Consider the following 13,785-nt stretch of genomic DNA (forward strand, 5'->3'; position numbering starts at 1 on the left):
GTGACGCGTCCAGGGGCCGGCATGGCCGCCGACATTGACGAGCAGCCGGCGGCATACGCCCGCCTGCTCTCCGCCGAGCATGCCGGGCCGATCGCTCGGGTCGCCGCCGCCATCGCCGAGCACCGACCGCGGCACGTGGTGTTCACCGCCCGTGGCACCTCAGACCACGCCGCGCTCTACGGCACCTACCTGACCGAGATCCGGTTGGGTCTGCCCGCCGGGCTCGCCTCGCCCAGCTCCGTCACCGCGTACGGCGCCCGCCCGGACCTCTCCGCCGCGCTCGTGGTCGGGGTGAGCCAGAGCGGCGGCTCCCCGGACCTCACCGAGGTGCTGCGGGCCGCCCGGAACTCCGGCGCGCTCACCCTCGCGGTCACCAACGCGCCGGACTCGCCGCTCGCCGAGGCGGCGGAGCTGAGCGTGGACATCGCCGCCGGGCACGAACGGGCAGTGGCCGCCACCAAGACATACACGGCTGAGCTGCTCGCCCTGCTCATGTTGGTGGAGGGCATCCGGGCTGGCGACGGCGTGCTGCCGGCCGCTGAGCGCAGCGCCCTCGACACGCTGCCCGAACTCGCCGCGCGTACCCTCGCCGACCCGACGCCCGCCCAGCTCGCCCCCCGGTACCGGTTCGCCGCGCAGCTGGTCACCACCGGCCGGGGGTACGCGTACCCGACCGCGCGGGAGGCCGCGCTGAAGCTGATGGAGACCTCATACCTACCGGCGCTCGCCTTCTCCGGCGCCGATCTGTTGCACGGTCCGCTCGCCATGACCGATCCGGACGTGCCAGTGCTCGCGGTGGTCGGCTCCGGCCCCGGCGGCCAGGCGATGGGGGAGGTGCTGCCACGGCTCGGCGAGCGCCGCGCCGATGTGGTGGTGGTCGGCTCGGCGGAGGTGCCCAGCACGACGCGGATCGCCGTTCCCGAGGTTGACGAGCGGTACGCGCCGCTGCTGGACATCCTGCCGCTGCAGCGCCTGGCCCTGGCGCTCGCGCTGGCCCGAGGCGAGGACCCGGACGCGCCCCGGGGCCTGAAGAAGGTCACCGCGACGATGTGAGCCCCGGCGTGGCAGGCTGGGCGGCGTGTCCACGCTGCGCGACCTCGCCGACGAGCACACCCAGCTACGTCCCGCTGACATCGATCATCTGCACCGGATCGCGGGCGACTGGCAGTTGCTCTCTGACATGTCCTTTGCCGACCTGCTGCTCTGGGTGCCGGTGGGCGAGGACGGGACGTTCCTCTGCGTGGCCCAGGTTCGCCCGACCACCGCGCCCACCGCGTACCAGCATGACCAGGTAGGCCGCATCACCGGTGGGCCAGAGGTGGACCACCTGGAGGTCGCCTACCGGCGCGGCCGGATCTGGCGGGAGGGCGATCCGGTCTGGTACGGGGACGTGCCCGCGCGGCACGAGGCGATCCCGGTGCGGCTGCGGGCGGCCGACGGTGAGCAGGCCGAGGTGATCGCCGTGGTCGGCCGGGACACCAACCTGTCGACCGCCCGGACCCCCAGCCAACTGGAGCTGAACTATCTGACCACGGCGGACGACCTGGCGCAGATGCTCGCCGACGGCACCTTCCCGCCGCCCCGGCACCCGGGGGAGACCACCTCGGCTCCCCGGGTCGGCGATGGGCTGGTCCGGCTGGACGCGGGGGGCAGGGTGACGTATTCGAGCCCGAACGCGCAGTCGGCGTACCGGCGGGTTGGCTACGCCTCGGACCTGGTGGGGGAGGACCTCGCGGCGCTGCACCGGCGCCTCGCCGACGACCCGCTGGAGGGGACCGACGCGGCCAACGCGGCGCTCGCCGCGCTTCGGGGCGAGGCACCGCCCCGCCGGGAGATCAACGCGCGCGGGGCGACCATGCTGACCCGGGCGCTACCGCTGATCCCCGCCGGAGTGCCGATCGGCGCGCTGGTACTGGTCCGCGACGTCACCGAGGTCCGACGCCGGGACCGAGCGTTGATGACCAAAGACGCCACCATTCGGGAGATCCATCACCGGGTGAAGAACAACCTCCAGACGGTCGCCGCCCTGTTGCGGCTGCAGGCCCGCCGGGTAGCCATGCCGGAGGCGCGGATCGCGCTGGAGGAGTCGGTCCGCCGGGTCGCCTCGATCGCGCTGGTACACGAGACCCTCTCCATGTCCAACGATGAGGTGGTCGAGTTCGACGGGATCGTGGACCGGGTGGCGAGCGCGGCGACCGAGGTGGCGGCGACCGAGTCGACCGTCCGGATGCGCCGTCAGGGCAGCTTCGGCGTGCTCCCCGCCGAACTCGCCACGTCGCTGGTGATGGTCCTCAACGAGCTCCTGCTGAACGCCGTCGAGCACGGGTTCCCCGCCGATGACGAGGCCGGTGAGCAGCCGGGAGCCGCCGGCTTCTCCCCCGAGGTGGTGGTCTCGGCGCATCGCTTTCGCAAGATCCTGCATGTGTCGGTGGCCGACAACGGTGGTGGACTGCCGCCGGGCTTCGACGCCGAGCGTGGCGGCAGCCTCGGCCTGCAGATCGTCCGTGCGCTGGTCACCGGGGAGCTGCGCGGCACGATCGAGCTGCGGACGAGTGCCAGCGGCGGCACCGAGGCGCTGCTCGTCCTGCCCCTCAACCGACTGTGACCACCACGGGCGTGCGGCGTCGGCCAACGGCGCGCCTCGGGCGATGCGGCGCTGGCTAGCGGCGTACCAGGGCGACGGTCAGCCCAGGGGGGTGCCAGACCTGCTCGACCACTCGTCCGTCGCGCAGCGCCGTCCCCTTCGCGCCGGGTACGGCGGCCAGCGGGTCGTCGTGCCGACCGGCCAGCACCAGCCAGACCCGATCCGCGTCGGCCAGGCACCGGGCCGGGCGGGTGCACTCGGCGGCCCACAGGTCACCCCGGCGGGCCGGGCTGGCGGTGAGCAGCACGTCCTGGGGGCGGTGGTCGCCCAGGTGATAGGCCAGGCCCAGGTCGAGGAAGAGCCAGCCCTCCCGGGGCGAGTAGACGACCGCGTCGGTGGGGCGCTGGCCATCCGCCACGATCTGGGCCGCCCCGGCGTAGTCGACCAGAGCCGAGCGGGGCCACTCGTGGGTACGCCGCAGCGCCGCCTGGGCCGGCAGGCCGAGCGCCCCGGCCAGGGCCACGACGGTCAGCGCCGGTAGCAGCGGCACCCCGGCCAGGGCGACACCGGCCAGCAGACAGCCGAACGGCACCACGAAGACCAGGTATCGGGGTACCCAGAGGGGGGCAACCGCGCCGACGGCGAAGACCAGCAGCACCGGCAGGAGCACGGCCAACCCGGGCAGCAGCGCCGACCGCCCCAGCACTGCGGCGCCGAGTGCGGCGAGCCCGACCAGCAGGCCCCCGACCACCCCGCTCTGCGTCACCGACCCGGCCAGCGCGGCGAGATCGCCGGGGCGGGCGGGGTCCACCCAGTCGAGCTGGCGGGCGTGCTGGCCGTGGGCGACCCAGAGCAGCGGACCGACCAGCAGCACCACCGGCACGAGCGCGAGCAGCCCGGCTCCAACGATGCGTCGGTCGGGGTACCGCCGCCGGGCGGCGAGCACCACCACCGCGTGGGCCGGGAGCAGGGTGAGGGCGACCAGGTGGGTCAGGCCCAGCGTGGCCAGCGCGGCGGCGTAGCCGGCCCAGCGGATTCGAGGTCCGGCCCGCCGGCCCGCCGGCACCGGAGCTACGGCAACGACCAGCAACAGCGTCGCCAGGACGGCGAGGGCGGTAGCCAGCGCGTACGGGCGGGCCTCCTGTCCATACCGGGAGGTGCTGGGCAGCACCGCGAAGAGGAGGCCGGCGAGCAGCCCGGCCGACCGACCGTACAGCCGGGCGCCGAGGAGCGCGGTCAGGGCCGCGGCGGTGGTCATGGCGAGCACGGCCGGCAGCCGCAGGGCAGCCACCGAATCGCCCGCTCCGGCCACCCAGAGGTGCATCAGCAGGTAGTACGGCCCGGTTGCCGCGTCGATCGTGCCGGCGAGCCGGACCAGGTCGCCGAGCGGGCGGGTGGCGGCGCTCCACGTCGCCAACTCGTCTCGCCAGAGCTGCGCCCCGGCCACGTCGGTGAGGGTGACCGCGAGCGTCAGCAGCGCCGGCGGCAGCCACACCGGCAGCTGCGGCACGGTTCGCGCGCCCATGTCGCTGAGCCTCGCACAGCCCCGGGGCCCCGGGGGCCGGACCGGAACACCGCCGACCGTGATGTGGGATGCCGCACCCGAACCTTGGCTGCTTCGGTGACGCCGTGGCAGCATAACGTCATGGCTGCCGCCGTTGTTCGCTACTTCGTGGCCCGTCGCCACGTCGATTTTGGCCGCGTGCGCAGCGCGATCTGTCCGGCCCACTGACGACGCCCGACCCAGCTGTCTCGGGCGCTCTGCGCCGGCTGCTCAGCCCCAGCCCAGCCCGTCGTGCCGGGGCCGGCCACCGCGCTCGGCGCAGCGGCCACGAGGCATCGCAGACAATGGAGGACGCCACGATGGCGCTGCGCGACCCGGCCCGGCTCGAGGACCCGACGTTCCAGTCGGTCCGGGCTCCCCGCCGCCCCCGCGGGGAGGGCCAGTGGGCACTCGGTCACCACGAGCCGCTCAACGCCAACGAGCGGATCAAGAAGGACGACGACCCACTCAACGTCCGGGCCCGGATCGAGAACATCTACGCCCACCAGGGCTTCGCCTCGATCGACCCACAGGACCTGCGGGGTCGGTTCCGCTGGTGGGGGCTGTACACGCAACGCAAGGCCGGCATCGACGGTGGGCGTACCGCCGTGCTGGAGCCGCACGAGCTTGAGGACGAGTTCTTCATGCTCCGGGTGCGGATCGACGGCGGGCAGCTCTCCGTTGCCCAGCTCCGGGTGGTGGCCGAGATCTCCCATGAGTTCGCCCGGGACACCGCCGACCTCACCGACCGGCAGAACATCCAGTACCACTGGATCCGGGTCGAGGATATGCCGGAGATCTGGCGTCGACTGGAGTCGGTCGGCCTGCAGACCACCGAGGCCTGCGGGGACTGCCCCCGGATCGTGCTCGGTAGCCCGGTCGCTGGGGTGGCCCGCGACGAAGTGATCGATCCGACGCCGGCGATCGACGAGATCGTCCGTCGCTACGTCGGCGACAAGCAGTACGCCAACCTGCCCCGCAAGTTCAAGTCCTCGATCTCCTGGCTGGTGGACACGCCGTACGAGACGAACGACATCGCCTTCCTCGGGGCGGTGCACCCCGACCACGGCCCCGGCTTCGACCTCTGGGTTGGCGGCGGCCTCTCCACGAACCCGATGCTCGCCCAGCGGCTGGGTGTGTGGGTGCCGCTGGACGAGGTGCCGGACGTCTGGGCGGGGGTGGTGGGCATCTTCCGCGACTACGGCTACCGACGGCTGCGTCACCGCGCTCGACTGAAATTCCTGGTCGCCGACTGGGGGGTGGCGAAGTTCCGGGCGGTGCTGGAGCAGGAGTACCTGGGCCGTGCGCTGCGGGACGGACCATCGCCCGAGCTGCCGGCGCAGCAGATCGACCACATCGGGGTGCACGAGCAGCGCGACGGGCGCAACTACGTCGGGGCCGCCGCGACGGTCGGTCGGGTCTCGGGTAGCCAGCTCACCCGGCTCGCCGACGTGGCCGAGGCGCACGGCAGCGACCGCGTTCGGCTGACTCCGTACCAGAATCTGCTGGTGCTGGACGTGCCGCCGGACCGGACAGAGTCCCTGGTCGCGGCGCTGGGTGAGATCGGCCTGGCGGCCCGGCCATCGGCCTGGCGGCGTGGCGCCATGGCCTGCACCGGCCTCGAGTTCTGCAAGCTGGCCATCGTCGAGACCAAGGCACGGGGCGCGGAGTTGGTGGCCCGGCTGGAGGAGCGGCTGCGGGACTTCGACGCCGACATCACCATCTACCTCAACGGCTGCCCGAACGCATGTGCCCGTACCCAGGTTGCCGACATCGGTCTCCGAGGCCAGCTGATGCTCGGCGAGGACGGCCGCCAGGTGGAGGGCTTCCAGGTGCATCTCGGCGGTGGTCTGGGCATGGCGCAGGGCCGGGCCGCGGGGTTCGGTCGCAAGCCGCGGGGCCTGAAGGTCACGGCGGCGGAGCTTCCGGAGTACGTCGAGCAGCTGGCCCGGCGCTACCTCGCTGGTCGCGCCGACGGCGAGACGTTCGCCAGCTGGGTGGTCCGGGCCGACGAGGGAGAGCTGCGATGAGTGACACCCGTTCCACCCCGCTGTACTGCCCGTACTGCGGTGAGGAGGAGCTGTGGCCCAGCGAGGCCGGGCACGGCGGTTGGGAGTGCCACGCCTGCGCCCGGGTCTTCACCGTACGGCTGCATGGGCTGTTGGCGAAGGCGGTGCTGCGGTGAGCGGTCTGGTCTGGGCGGCTGGTCTCGGCTTGGTCGGGGCCGGCGAACCGGCCGCTGCGCAAGCGCACCGGCAGGAGTTGCGGATGCTGGCAGAGGCGGCCGGCCGGGAGTTGGCGGGCGCACCGGCGCTGGCGGTGGCGCGGTGGGCGGTCGAGACGTTCGGGGATCGGTTCTGCGTCACCAGTTCGATGGCCGACGCGGTGCTCGTCCACCTGTTCTCTCGGGTCGCGCCCGGCGTTGACGTGGTCTTCCTGGACACCGGGCTGCACTTCCCGGAGACGCTCAAGGTCCGGGATCAGGTCGCCCGCACCATGCCGGTGAACGTCCGCTCGATCCGACCCCGGCTGACCGTCGGCCAGCAGGACGGCGAGTACGGGCCGCGGCTGTTCCACCGCTCCCCGGATGACTGCTGCCAGCTGCGCAAGGTGGAGTCGCTGGAGCGGGCCCTGGCTGGGTACGACGCGTGGGCCGCGGGGCTGCGCCGGGACGAGTCGCCGTCCCGGGCGCACACCCCGGTGGTGACCTTCGACGAGCGTCGGGGCAAGGTGAAGGTCAACCCGATCGCGGCGTGGACGCAGGTCGATGTGGAGACGTACATCTCCCGCTGGGATGTGCCGGTCAACGAGCTGTTCGGCCGGGCCTACAGCTCGGTCGGCTGCTGGCCCTGTACCCGGCGGACGAAGGCGGGGGAGGATCCGCGGGCCGGCCGGTGGGCGATGTTCGAGAAGGCCGAGTGCGGCCTGCACGGCTGAGCGAGACCGGGGGCCACGGGGACCCGGTGCTCCTGGTCGCACATGGCAGTCGGGACCCGCGGGCCGCCACGGCGACGCGGGCGCTGGCTGCGGCGGTGTCCGCCGCTCGGCCTGGCCGGCGGGTGGTGCCGAGCTGGCTGGACCACACCCGCCCCGGTCCAACGGAGGCGTTGCGGGAGTTGGCTGGCGCTGGTTTCTCCCGGGTGGTGCTGGTGCCGTTGCTGCTGACCGCCGCGTATCACCGGCGGGTGGACATCCCGGCGGCCGTTGCGGCGGTCCGCCAGACGGTTCCCGAGCTGGCGGTACGGGTGACCGAGGTGCTCGGTCCCGCCGTCCGGGGGGTCGATCCGGCGTTGCTGGCCGGGCTGCGCCGCCGTCTGGCCGAGGCAGAGCCCGGGGGCTACGACGGGCTGGTGCTGGCCGCTGCGGGCACTCGGGACCCGGTCGCGCGTGCCTCGGTGGGGCGGGTGGCGGCGTCGCTGCGGGCGACCCTGGCCGTTCCGACCCGGGTCTCCTACGCCTCGGCTGCCCCGCCCGCCGCTGGCGTGGCGGTGACCCGCCTGCGAGTACGGGGTGCCCGGCGGGTGGCTGTGGCCGCGTACTTCCTGGCGCCCGGGCTGTTCCACGATGCGGTGACCCTCTCGGCCCGGCAGGCCGGTGCGGTGGCGGTGGCGGCCCCGCTCTCGGACGCTCCCGAGCTGGTTGACCTGGTCCTGCGCCGGGTTGACGCGGTATTCGGTTAGACCCCGTTGCGATGTCGTCCCGGTGGTAGCGGGTCGCGGTTGACATCGGCCGGGCAGCGGAACGCCCCGGCGGTCGGGCCGACCCGGGGCGTTCCGCTTTCGGCTGGTGGTCAGGCGGTGTGAGCGCGTAGCACCCGGAGGCCACCGCGACGCTTGACGGCGCGCCGCTCCTCCTCGCTCATCCCGCCCCAGACGCCTGCGTCCTGGCCGGACTCGAGGGCCCACTGCAGGCACTGGTCCGTCACCGGGCAGCGCCGGCAGACGGCTTTGGCCTGCTCCACCTGCAGGAGGGCCGGACCGGACGTCCCGATCGGGAAGAACAGCTCGGGGTCCTCGTCGCGGCAGACAGCATGGTGACGCCAGTCCATGGCGGCAACACTCCTCATTCTGGATGGGTGGCAGATGGCTTGCTATATGCATCCGCAGCGCCGGCCGTAACGGTTCGCGCCCGGCTTGCTGGCAGTGCGTGAGCAGGCTGTTGGCTCCGTAGACGTGCTGGAACCGCTCATTCTGCTGAGCGCATCCAGGCGATGTCCCGGAAACTCAAGTCGCTTGTGAATACTTTCACGAACGCTCGCGATGTCAAGGGTGACGCTCGGAAAACTCCGCGCGGTGAGCAAGCCCACAACCTGTTTGTCCTGATTTGCCCGAGGCTCCGGATACTCGGAGTACCACAGTCGGGGATCAATATAGTGCGGCGCCGCTGATTTCGCTGACATTTCCGTCACTCACCCCAACGTGGCGCCAATCGTCATCGGACGGGCCGGCTCAACCGAGGGGAGTACCCGAGGGCTAGCAGATTACTCGCACCGCCGCGGGCACGGCGGTGAATTCGACTTTTTCGCGCTCGCCCAAGTACTCACCGTCGAGCTGGAACGCCTGTGGGTGACGGGCGATCAAGGTGAACTCGGTTAGATCATGGAGTCGGAGTACCTGTTTGCCGCGCGGCCCCGGCGCGCGACCGAAGAATTGAGTGATCGTCCGTGTTGTGCTGGTCACCCGGAGCTGCCGTAGTGCGAACGCGTCCAGGCCGAGGTCGAACGATGCCTCCGGATTCGGGTTCACCTCCTGGTCGCCGAGGTACGTCCAGGGTGCGGTGTTCTGGACGATCACTGTGGCGAGTTGCTCCTCGGTGGGCTGGTCCGGCCGCTCGAGGGCGATCGCGGGGTGCCGGCGGTCCGAGGCGAGGAAGTACTGGGCGAGGGTTGATCGGAAGTACAGGCCGGCGGTGGAGATCTGCCCGCGCCGGCGGGACCGTTCCACCCGGTGGATCACCGCGGCGTCGATACCGAAGCCGGCACAGAAGGTGAAGTAGCGCTCGTCCGCCCGACCCAGGCCGATGGTACGGTGCCGGTTCAGCCGTAGCCCTTCCAAGATCATGCTGGTGCTGTCCGGCCACTCCCGGGGTAGGCCGAGAGCGCGGGCGAAGACGTTCGTCGAACCGCCCGGCACGGGTGCCAGGGCGGGCAACTGCTCGGCCGGCGCTCTTCCGGTCGGCCCCGTTGTTGGCAGCGCGGACATCAGGCCGTTGACGACCTCGTTGACCGTGCCGTCGCCACCGAGCGTGACGACCAGGTCGACGCCCTCCTCGGCCGCCTGGTGGGCCAAGGTGGTGGCGTGCCCCCGGCGTCGGGTGTAGCGCACCGACAGGTCGACTTCACTGCGCAGCGCCCGGACCAGGACATCCCGGCTGCGCTCGCTGGTGGTGGTGGCCTTGGGGTTGACCACCAGGATGGCCCGCATGGGCGGCACTGTACCGCGTGGCGACACCGGTATCGTGGTCGCGTGACGATCGCCTCCAACCAGATACCCGGCCCGCTCCGGTGGGCCGTCCTGACGCTGCGCGGTGAGGCGGTCGCCGTCGGTCTGATCGCTGGCTGGCTGCTCTGGGCCAACCTCGTGGCGCCCACCGTCGACCTGACGTCGGCGCTGCTGTTGCCGGTGTTCGCCGCGGGTGCGGCGGCCGTGCTCTGGGCGCTGGGCGGGGCGCTCGCGCGGTGTCGGGCGGGTGCCCGGGCCCCGTCGATCGTGCTTCAGCTGATGCTGTTGCCGATCGGATGGTTCATGATCCAGGGCGGGGTCGGTTGGCTGGGCGGGCCGCTGATGGCACTCGGCCTCGGCGTCACCGCCCTGCTGCTCAGCACCCCGACGACCCGTGCCCTCGGCTTCGAGTGAGGGCGTTGGCCGCAATCGGTCCTAGCCGGTGGGGTGCGACCGGTTCGACCTAGCCGGCGACGCGGCGGGTCAGCAGGGAGATCGTCGCGCGGTCGTTGTTAGCGGTAGCGGCGGCCGAGGTGGTCAGTGCGGTGAGTACCTTCCAGGCAAAGGAGGACTCGGCCGGCAGTCGCGCACCGCGGGAGGTTGGCACCGTGACCTCGACGGCGAGCGCATCGTCGGTTACGAAGAACCGGCACTCCAGCTCGGCGTGCTGGGTGGCGATCGAAAGCAGCATGGCGCACGCCTCGTCAACCGCGATGCGGAGATCCTCGATCTCGTCGAGGGCGAACTGCAGCCGGGCCGCGAGCCCGGCCGTGGCCGTGCGGAGCACGCTCAGATAGCCGCCGTCTGCGGGCACGGTCAGGTGCACCATGTCGTCGCTGGCGGGTTGGCTGGTCGTCGGAGTCACGCGTCATCTCCCCGGGGCGCCCCCGCTACCCGGATCGGGGGTGGCGGCCCGTCAGGGAACTCTACCCGGTACCACCGACCCGGCTACCACGACGACGGCCGGCGCCTCCGCGGACGCGCCGGCCGTCGTCGTTGGCGTTTCGCCTACGCCTTCTTGGTCTCCCAGAAGATCTTCGAGATCTCGTCGATCTTCTGCAGCAACTCGTCGGCCTTCGCCGGGTCGGTCGCGCCCTTGGCGCCGGCCGCGCCGGCCAGCTTGGTGGCCTCGTTGAAGAGCTGGTGCAGGTGCGGGTACTTCTCGAAGTGGGCCGGCTTGAAGTAGTCGGTCCACAGCACCCACAGGTGGTGCTTCACCAGCTCGGCCCGCTGCTCCTTGATCAGGATTGCCCGGGTGCGGAACTCCGGGTCGGTGTTGGCCTGGTACTTCTCACAGATCATTTTTACCGACTCGGCCTCGATCCGGGCCTGTGCCGGGTCGTAGACACCGCAGGGCAGGTCGCAGTGGGCGCTGGCGGTCACTCGGGGGGTGAGGATGCGTGGAAGTCGCATCAGGAGCCTCCTGGGAAGTTTGCGATGATCGTGCACGACATTACTTGGACGCCGTACCTGGTGGAGGTGAACGGCATGCCCCCGCCCCCGCCGTGCCCGGCGCCGGCCACCCGGTGGTCGTTCTCCGCCGTCCTGGTGACGGGTCCCTCCATGGCACCAACCCTGCGGCACGGTGACGCGGTCCTGGTGCGCCGTGGGGACCGCGGTATCCGGGCTGGTGACGTGGTAGTCGCGGTCTTTCGGAGTCGTCCCGACCTGCTGGTGGTCAAGCGGGCGGTCGGTCCGACCGCGGAGGGCTGGTGGCTCGCGGGCGACAACCCGTTGATCACTGACGATTCGCGGGCGTACGGTGGGGCGGACATCTGGGGGCGGGTGGTGGCACGCTACTGGCCGCGGCCTCGGCTGCTGCATCGCCGTGGAGTATGACCCTACTCACATCCGGGCGGCGGGCGTCACACTATGCTCGGCAGGTGTCCCGGGTGACCCCCACACCTCGCGCCGCCGGTCAGCGCCCACCTCGCGCCCGGACCGGCTGGTCCAGCTGTATCGACAGATCCTGGAGTCACCAATGTCATCGTCCACCGTGGACCCTGCGGATCCGGTCTTCCGACTGCATCGGGGCGGCAAGCTGGCTGTCGCCTCGACCGTCCCGCTGACCAGCCGGGAGGACCTCTCGCTGGCGTACACCCCAGGGGTAGCCCAGGTCTGTGCGGCCATCGCCGCCGACACCCGGCTCGCCGATGACTACACCTGGGCCGGGCACACGGTCGCGGTCGTCACCGACGGCTCCGCCGTGCTGGGGCTTGGCAACATCGGCCCACACGCCGCGTTGCCGGTCATGGAGGGCAAGGCCGTGCTCTTCAAGCAGCTCGGCGGGGTGGACGCGGTGCCGATCTGTCTGAACACGCAAGACGTGGACGAGATCGTGGCGACGGTACGGGCCCTCGCCCCCTCCTTCGGCGGCATCAACCTGGAGGACATCAGCGCGCCGCGCTGCTTCGAGGTCGAGCGACGCCTCGACGAGGCGCTGGACATCCCGGTCTTCCACGACGACCAGCACGGCACCGCGATCGTCGTGCTCGCCGCGCTCCGCAACGCGGCGGCGTTGCTCACCCGAAAGCTCGGCGACCTTCGGGTGGCGATCAGTGGCGCGGGTGCCGCCGGAGTGGCGGTGACCAAGATGCTCGTTGCCGGCGGAGTGAACCCGGAGCAGGTGGTGGTCTGTGACTCCCGGGGCATCATCGGGCCGCACCGCGAAGGTCTCACCAGCGCCAAGGCCGAGCTGGCAGAGCTGACCAACGGTGACGGCCGGCGGGGCGACGTGGCCGAGGCGCTGCGCGGCGCCGATGTGCTGATCGGTGTCTCTGGTGGTCAGATCGCCGAGGCGGCAGTGGCCGGCATGGCGCCCGGCGGGATCGTCTTCGCCCTGGCCAACCCCACCCCCGAGGTGCAGCCGGAGGTGGCCGCCCGGCACGTCGCGGTGGTCGCCACCGGTCGAAGCGATCACCCCAACCAGATCAACAACGTGCTCGCCTTCCCCGGTGTCTTCCGCGGCGCGCTGGACGCCCGGGCCACCCGGATTACCGATGGCATGAAGGTGGCCGCGGCGGACGCGATCGCCGGGGTGGTGGCCGACTCGCTCGCACCCGAGGCGATCGTCCCGTCACCACTCGACCCGCGGGTCGCCCCCGCTGTTGCCGAGGCGGTCGCCGAGGCCGCGCGGCGCGACGGGGTAGCCCGGTAGGTGCGGCGGCGGGATCCGCGCGCCGCGGCGGCTCACCGCGACGTGTCGCCTCGCACATGCCAATGGGCCTTCTGGTCACCCGCCCGGGTTGTTACCGTGCCGATCATGCGTGCTGCCTTCGCCTCCCGCTTCGACGACGCCAACCCGCTCGCCGCGCTCGCCGTCGGCGAGCGGCCGGAACCCGCGCACCACGGCGACGACTGGGTGACCGTCCAGGTCACCGCCAGCTCGCTCAATCACCACGATCTCTGGTCGCTACGCGGCGTCGGACTGCGCGCGGAGCAGCTGCCGATGATTCTGGGCTGCGACGCTGCCGGCGTTGACCCGGACGGCAACCCGGTGGTCGTCTACCCGGTACTCCCCACCCCGAGCGATCCACGCGGAATCTCGATCCTCTCCGAGCACTTCCCGGGCACGCTGGCCGAACGGGTCGCCGTACCCCGGGCGAACCTGCTGCCGCTGCCGGCGGGCCTGGCGGCGACGGATGCCGCCTGCCTGCCCACCGCCTGGCTGACCGCGTGGCGGATGCTCACCACCCGCGGCCGGGTGGACGAGGCCGCCGCCGTGCTGGTGCAGGGGGCGGGTGGAGGTGTGGCCACCGCGGCCGTCGCGCTCGCCGCCGCGATGGGTAAGCGGGTCTATGCGACCAGCCGGGACGCCGCCAAACGGGAGCGGGTCGCGGCGCTCGGCGCGACCGCCGTCGAACCGGGCGCCCGGCTGCCGGAGCGGGTGGACCTGGTGATCGAGACAGTTGGTGCCGCGACCTTCGACCACTCGCTGAAGTCAGCCGCGCCGATGGCCCGGATCGTGGTCTCCGGCGCTACCGCCGGGCACGAACCCAAAGTCAACCTGCGCCGTGTCTTCGCCATGCAGCTGGAGATCCTCGGCACCTCCATGGGCACCCCGGACGAGCTGGCGGCGTTGCTGGCCTTCTGTGCCGAGCGGGGGCTGCGTCCGGTGGTGGACCGGGTGGTGCCGTTCACCGCGGTCGAGGAGGCGTTCGCCCGCCTGCACTCCGGTAACGTCTTCGGCAAGGTGGTCGTTGACCACGCCGTCTGAG

General features: G+C 71.9%; 15 protein-coding genes. 10 read left to right on the forward strand and 5 right to left on the reverse strand.

Features of this window, described 5'->3' with window-relative positions:
* Positions 1-21: 21 nt before the first annotated feature.
* Both K228_RS0101445 and K228_RS0101450 read left to right on the forward strand, forming a co-directional pair.
* Entirely contained in the window at positions 22-1,053 is a 1,032-nt protein-coding gene (locus tag K228_RS0101445; protein ID WP_025616805.1) for an SIS domain-containing protein, read from the forward strand.
* Positions 1,054-1,078: 25 nt separating this feature from the next.
* Complete coding sequence (locus K228_RS0101450) at positions 1,079-2,605, forward strand: sensor histidine kinase (RefSeq protein ID WP_025616806.1); 1,527 nt, start codon at positions 1,079-1,081, stop codon at positions 2,603-2,605.
* Positions 2,606-2,660: 55 nt separating this feature from the next.
* Here K228_RS0101450 and K228_RS0101455 read toward each other — a convergent pair whose 3' ends face one another.
* Positions 2,661-4,109, reverse strand: a complete 1,449-nt coding sequence (locus K228_RS0101455) for a glycosyltransferase family 39 protein (RefSeq protein WP_025616807.1) — start codon at positions 4,107-4,109, stop codon at positions 2,661-2,663.
* 338 nt (positions 4,110-4,447) lie between these two features.
* Here K228_RS0101455 and K228_RS0101460 point away from each other — a divergent pair, with 338 nt between their 5' ends.
* From K228_RS0101460 to K228_RS0101475, 4 genes are read left to right on the forward strand one after another with little or no spacing between them, the layout of a single operon-like run.
* Positions 4,448-6,157 carry a nitrite/sulfite reductase gene (locus K228_RS0101460; protein ID WP_025616808.1) on the forward strand — a complete coding sequence of 570 codons (1,710 nt, stop codon included), beginning with the start codon at positions 4,448-4,450 and terminating at the stop codon, positions 6,155-6,157.
* Positions 6,154-6,312, forward strand: coding sequence for a hypothetical protein (locus K228_RS28700; RefSeq protein WP_188116148.1), 159 nt, complete (start codon positions 6,154-6,156; stop codon positions 6,310-6,312). Before K228_RS0101460 ends, K228_RS28700 begins: the two co-directional genes overlap by 4 nt.
* A complete protein-coding gene (locus K228_RS0101470) occupies positions 6,309-7,064 on the forward strand; it encodes a phosphoadenylyl-sulfate reductase (RefSeq protein WP_025616809.1) in 756 nt (251 codons plus the stop codon). The genes K228_RS28700 and K228_RS0101470 overlap by 4 nt, the downstream gene beginning before the upstream one ends.
* Positions 7,046-7,807, forward strand: coding sequence for a sirohydrochlorin chelatase (locus K228_RS0101475; protein ID WP_025616810.1), 762 nt, complete (start codon positions 7,046-7,048; stop codon positions 7,805-7,807). Before K228_RS0101470 ends, K228_RS0101475 begins: the two co-directional genes overlap by 19 nt.
* A gap of 110 nt (positions 7,808-7,917) precedes the next feature.
* Here K228_RS0101475 and K228_RS0101480 read toward each other — a convergent pair whose 3' ends face one another.
* A complete protein-coding gene (locus K228_RS0101480) occupies positions 7,918-8,175 on the reverse strand; it encodes a WhiB family transcriptional regulator (RefSeq protein ID WP_025616811.1) in 258 nt (85 codons plus the stop codon).
* Between the two features lie 424 nt (positions 8,176-8,599).
* A complete protein-coding gene (locus K228_RS0101485; RefSeq protein WP_025616812.1) occupies positions 8,600-9,550 on the reverse strand; it encodes a diacylglycerol/lipid kinase family protein in 951 nt (316 codons plus the stop codon).
* Positions 9,551-9,592: 42 nt separating this feature from the next.
* Here K228_RS0101485 and K228_RS0101490 point away from each other — a divergent pair, with 42 nt between their 5' ends.
* Positions 9,593-9,982, forward strand: coding sequence for a hypothetical protein (locus K228_RS0101490; RefSeq protein WP_025616813.1), 390 nt, complete (start codon positions 9,593-9,595; stop codon positions 9,980-9,982).
* A 49-nt stretch (positions 9,983-10,031) separates the two neighbouring features.
* On the opposite strand, the gene K228_RS0101495 is transcribed toward K228_RS0101490, so the two are convergent.
* Together K228_RS0101495 and sodN are read right to left on the reverse strand one after the other, a co-directional pair.
* Entirely contained in the window at positions 10,032-10,433 is a 402-nt protein-coding gene (locus K228_RS0101495; RefSeq protein WP_025616814.1) for an ATP-binding protein, read from the reverse strand.
* 143 nt (positions 10,434-10,576) lie between these two features.
* The gene (gene sodN / locus K228_RS0101500) at positions 10,577-10,981 is read right to left on the reverse strand and encodes a superoxide dismutase, Ni (RefSeq protein WP_018216841.1); all 405 of its coding nucleotides are present in this window, start codon (positions 10,979-10,981) and stop codon (positions 10,577-10,579) included.
* A 24-nt stretch (positions 10,982-11,005) separates the two neighbouring features.
* Between sodN and K228_RS0101505 the strand changes: the two genes are divergently transcribed.
* The 3 genes from K228_RS0101505 to K228_RS0101515 all read left to right on the forward strand — a co-directional run bounded on the left by K228_RS0101505 (position 11,006) and on the right by K228_RS0101515 (position 13,784).
* Positions 11,006-11,407, forward strand: coding sequence for a S24/S26 family peptidase (locus K228_RS0101505; protein WP_033776349.1), 402 nt, complete (start codon positions 11,006-11,008; stop codon positions 11,405-11,407).
* A gap of 142 nt (positions 11,408-11,549) precedes the next feature.
* Positions 11,550-12,725: an NAD(P)-dependent malic enzyme gene (locus K228_RS0101510; RefSeq protein ID WP_025616816.1), complete on the forward strand. Its 1,176-nt coding sequence runs from the start codon at positions 11,550-11,552 to the stop codon at positions 12,723-12,725.
* Between the two features lie 96 nt (positions 12,726-12,821).
* A complete protein-coding gene (locus K228_RS0101515) occupies positions 12,822-13,784 on the forward strand; it encodes a zinc-binding dehydrogenase (RefSeq protein ID WP_025616817.1) in 963 nt (320 codons plus the stop codon).
* Position 13,785 lies beyond the last annotated feature (1 nt).

The sequence above is a fragment of the Salinispora cortesiana genome, assembly GCF_000484695.1.
In the GTDB taxonomy this organism is placed as follows: Bacteria; Actinomycetota; Actinomycetes; order Mycobacteriales; family Micromonosporaceae; genus Micromonospora; species Micromonospora cortesiana.

Bases quoted from the DNA above. Each gene is read 5' to 3' on its own strand.
- K228_RS0101445 (WP_025616805.1), top strand. From the start codon at position 22: ATGGCCGCCGACATTGACGAGCAGCCGGCGGCATACGCCCGCCTGCTC.
- K228_RS0101455 (WP_025616807.1), bottom strand. From the start codon at position 4,109: ATGGGCGCGCGAACCGTGCCGCAGCTGCCGGTGTGGCTGCCGCCGGCG.
- K228_RS0101460 (WP_025616808.1), top strand. From the start codon at position 4,448: ATGGCGCTGCGCGACCCGGCCCGGCTCGAGGACCCGACGTTCCAGTCG.
- K228_RS28700 (WP_188116148.1), top strand. From the start codon at position 6,154: ATGAGTGACACCCGTTCCACCCCGCTGTACTGCCCGTACTGCGGTGAG.
- K228_RS0101480 (WP_025616811.1), bottom strand. From the start codon at position 8,175: ATGGACTGGCGTCACCATGCTGTCTGCCGCGACGAGGACCCCGAGCTG.
- K228_RS0101485 (WP_025616812.1), bottom strand. From the start codon at position 9,550: ATGCGGGCCATCCTGGTGGTCAACCCCAAGGCCACCACCACCAGCGAG.
- sodN (WP_018216841.1), bottom strand. From the start codon at position 10,981: ATGCGACTTCCACGCATCCTCACCCCCCGAGTGACCGCCAGCGCCCAC.
- K228_RS0101505 (WP_033776349.1), top strand. From the start codon at position 11,006: ATGATCGTGCACGACATTACTTGGACGCCGTACCTGGTGGAGGTGAAC.
- K228_RS0101510 (WP_025616816.1), top strand. From the start codon at position 11,550: ATGTCATCGTCCACCGTGGACCCTGCGGATCCGGTCTTCCGACTGCAT.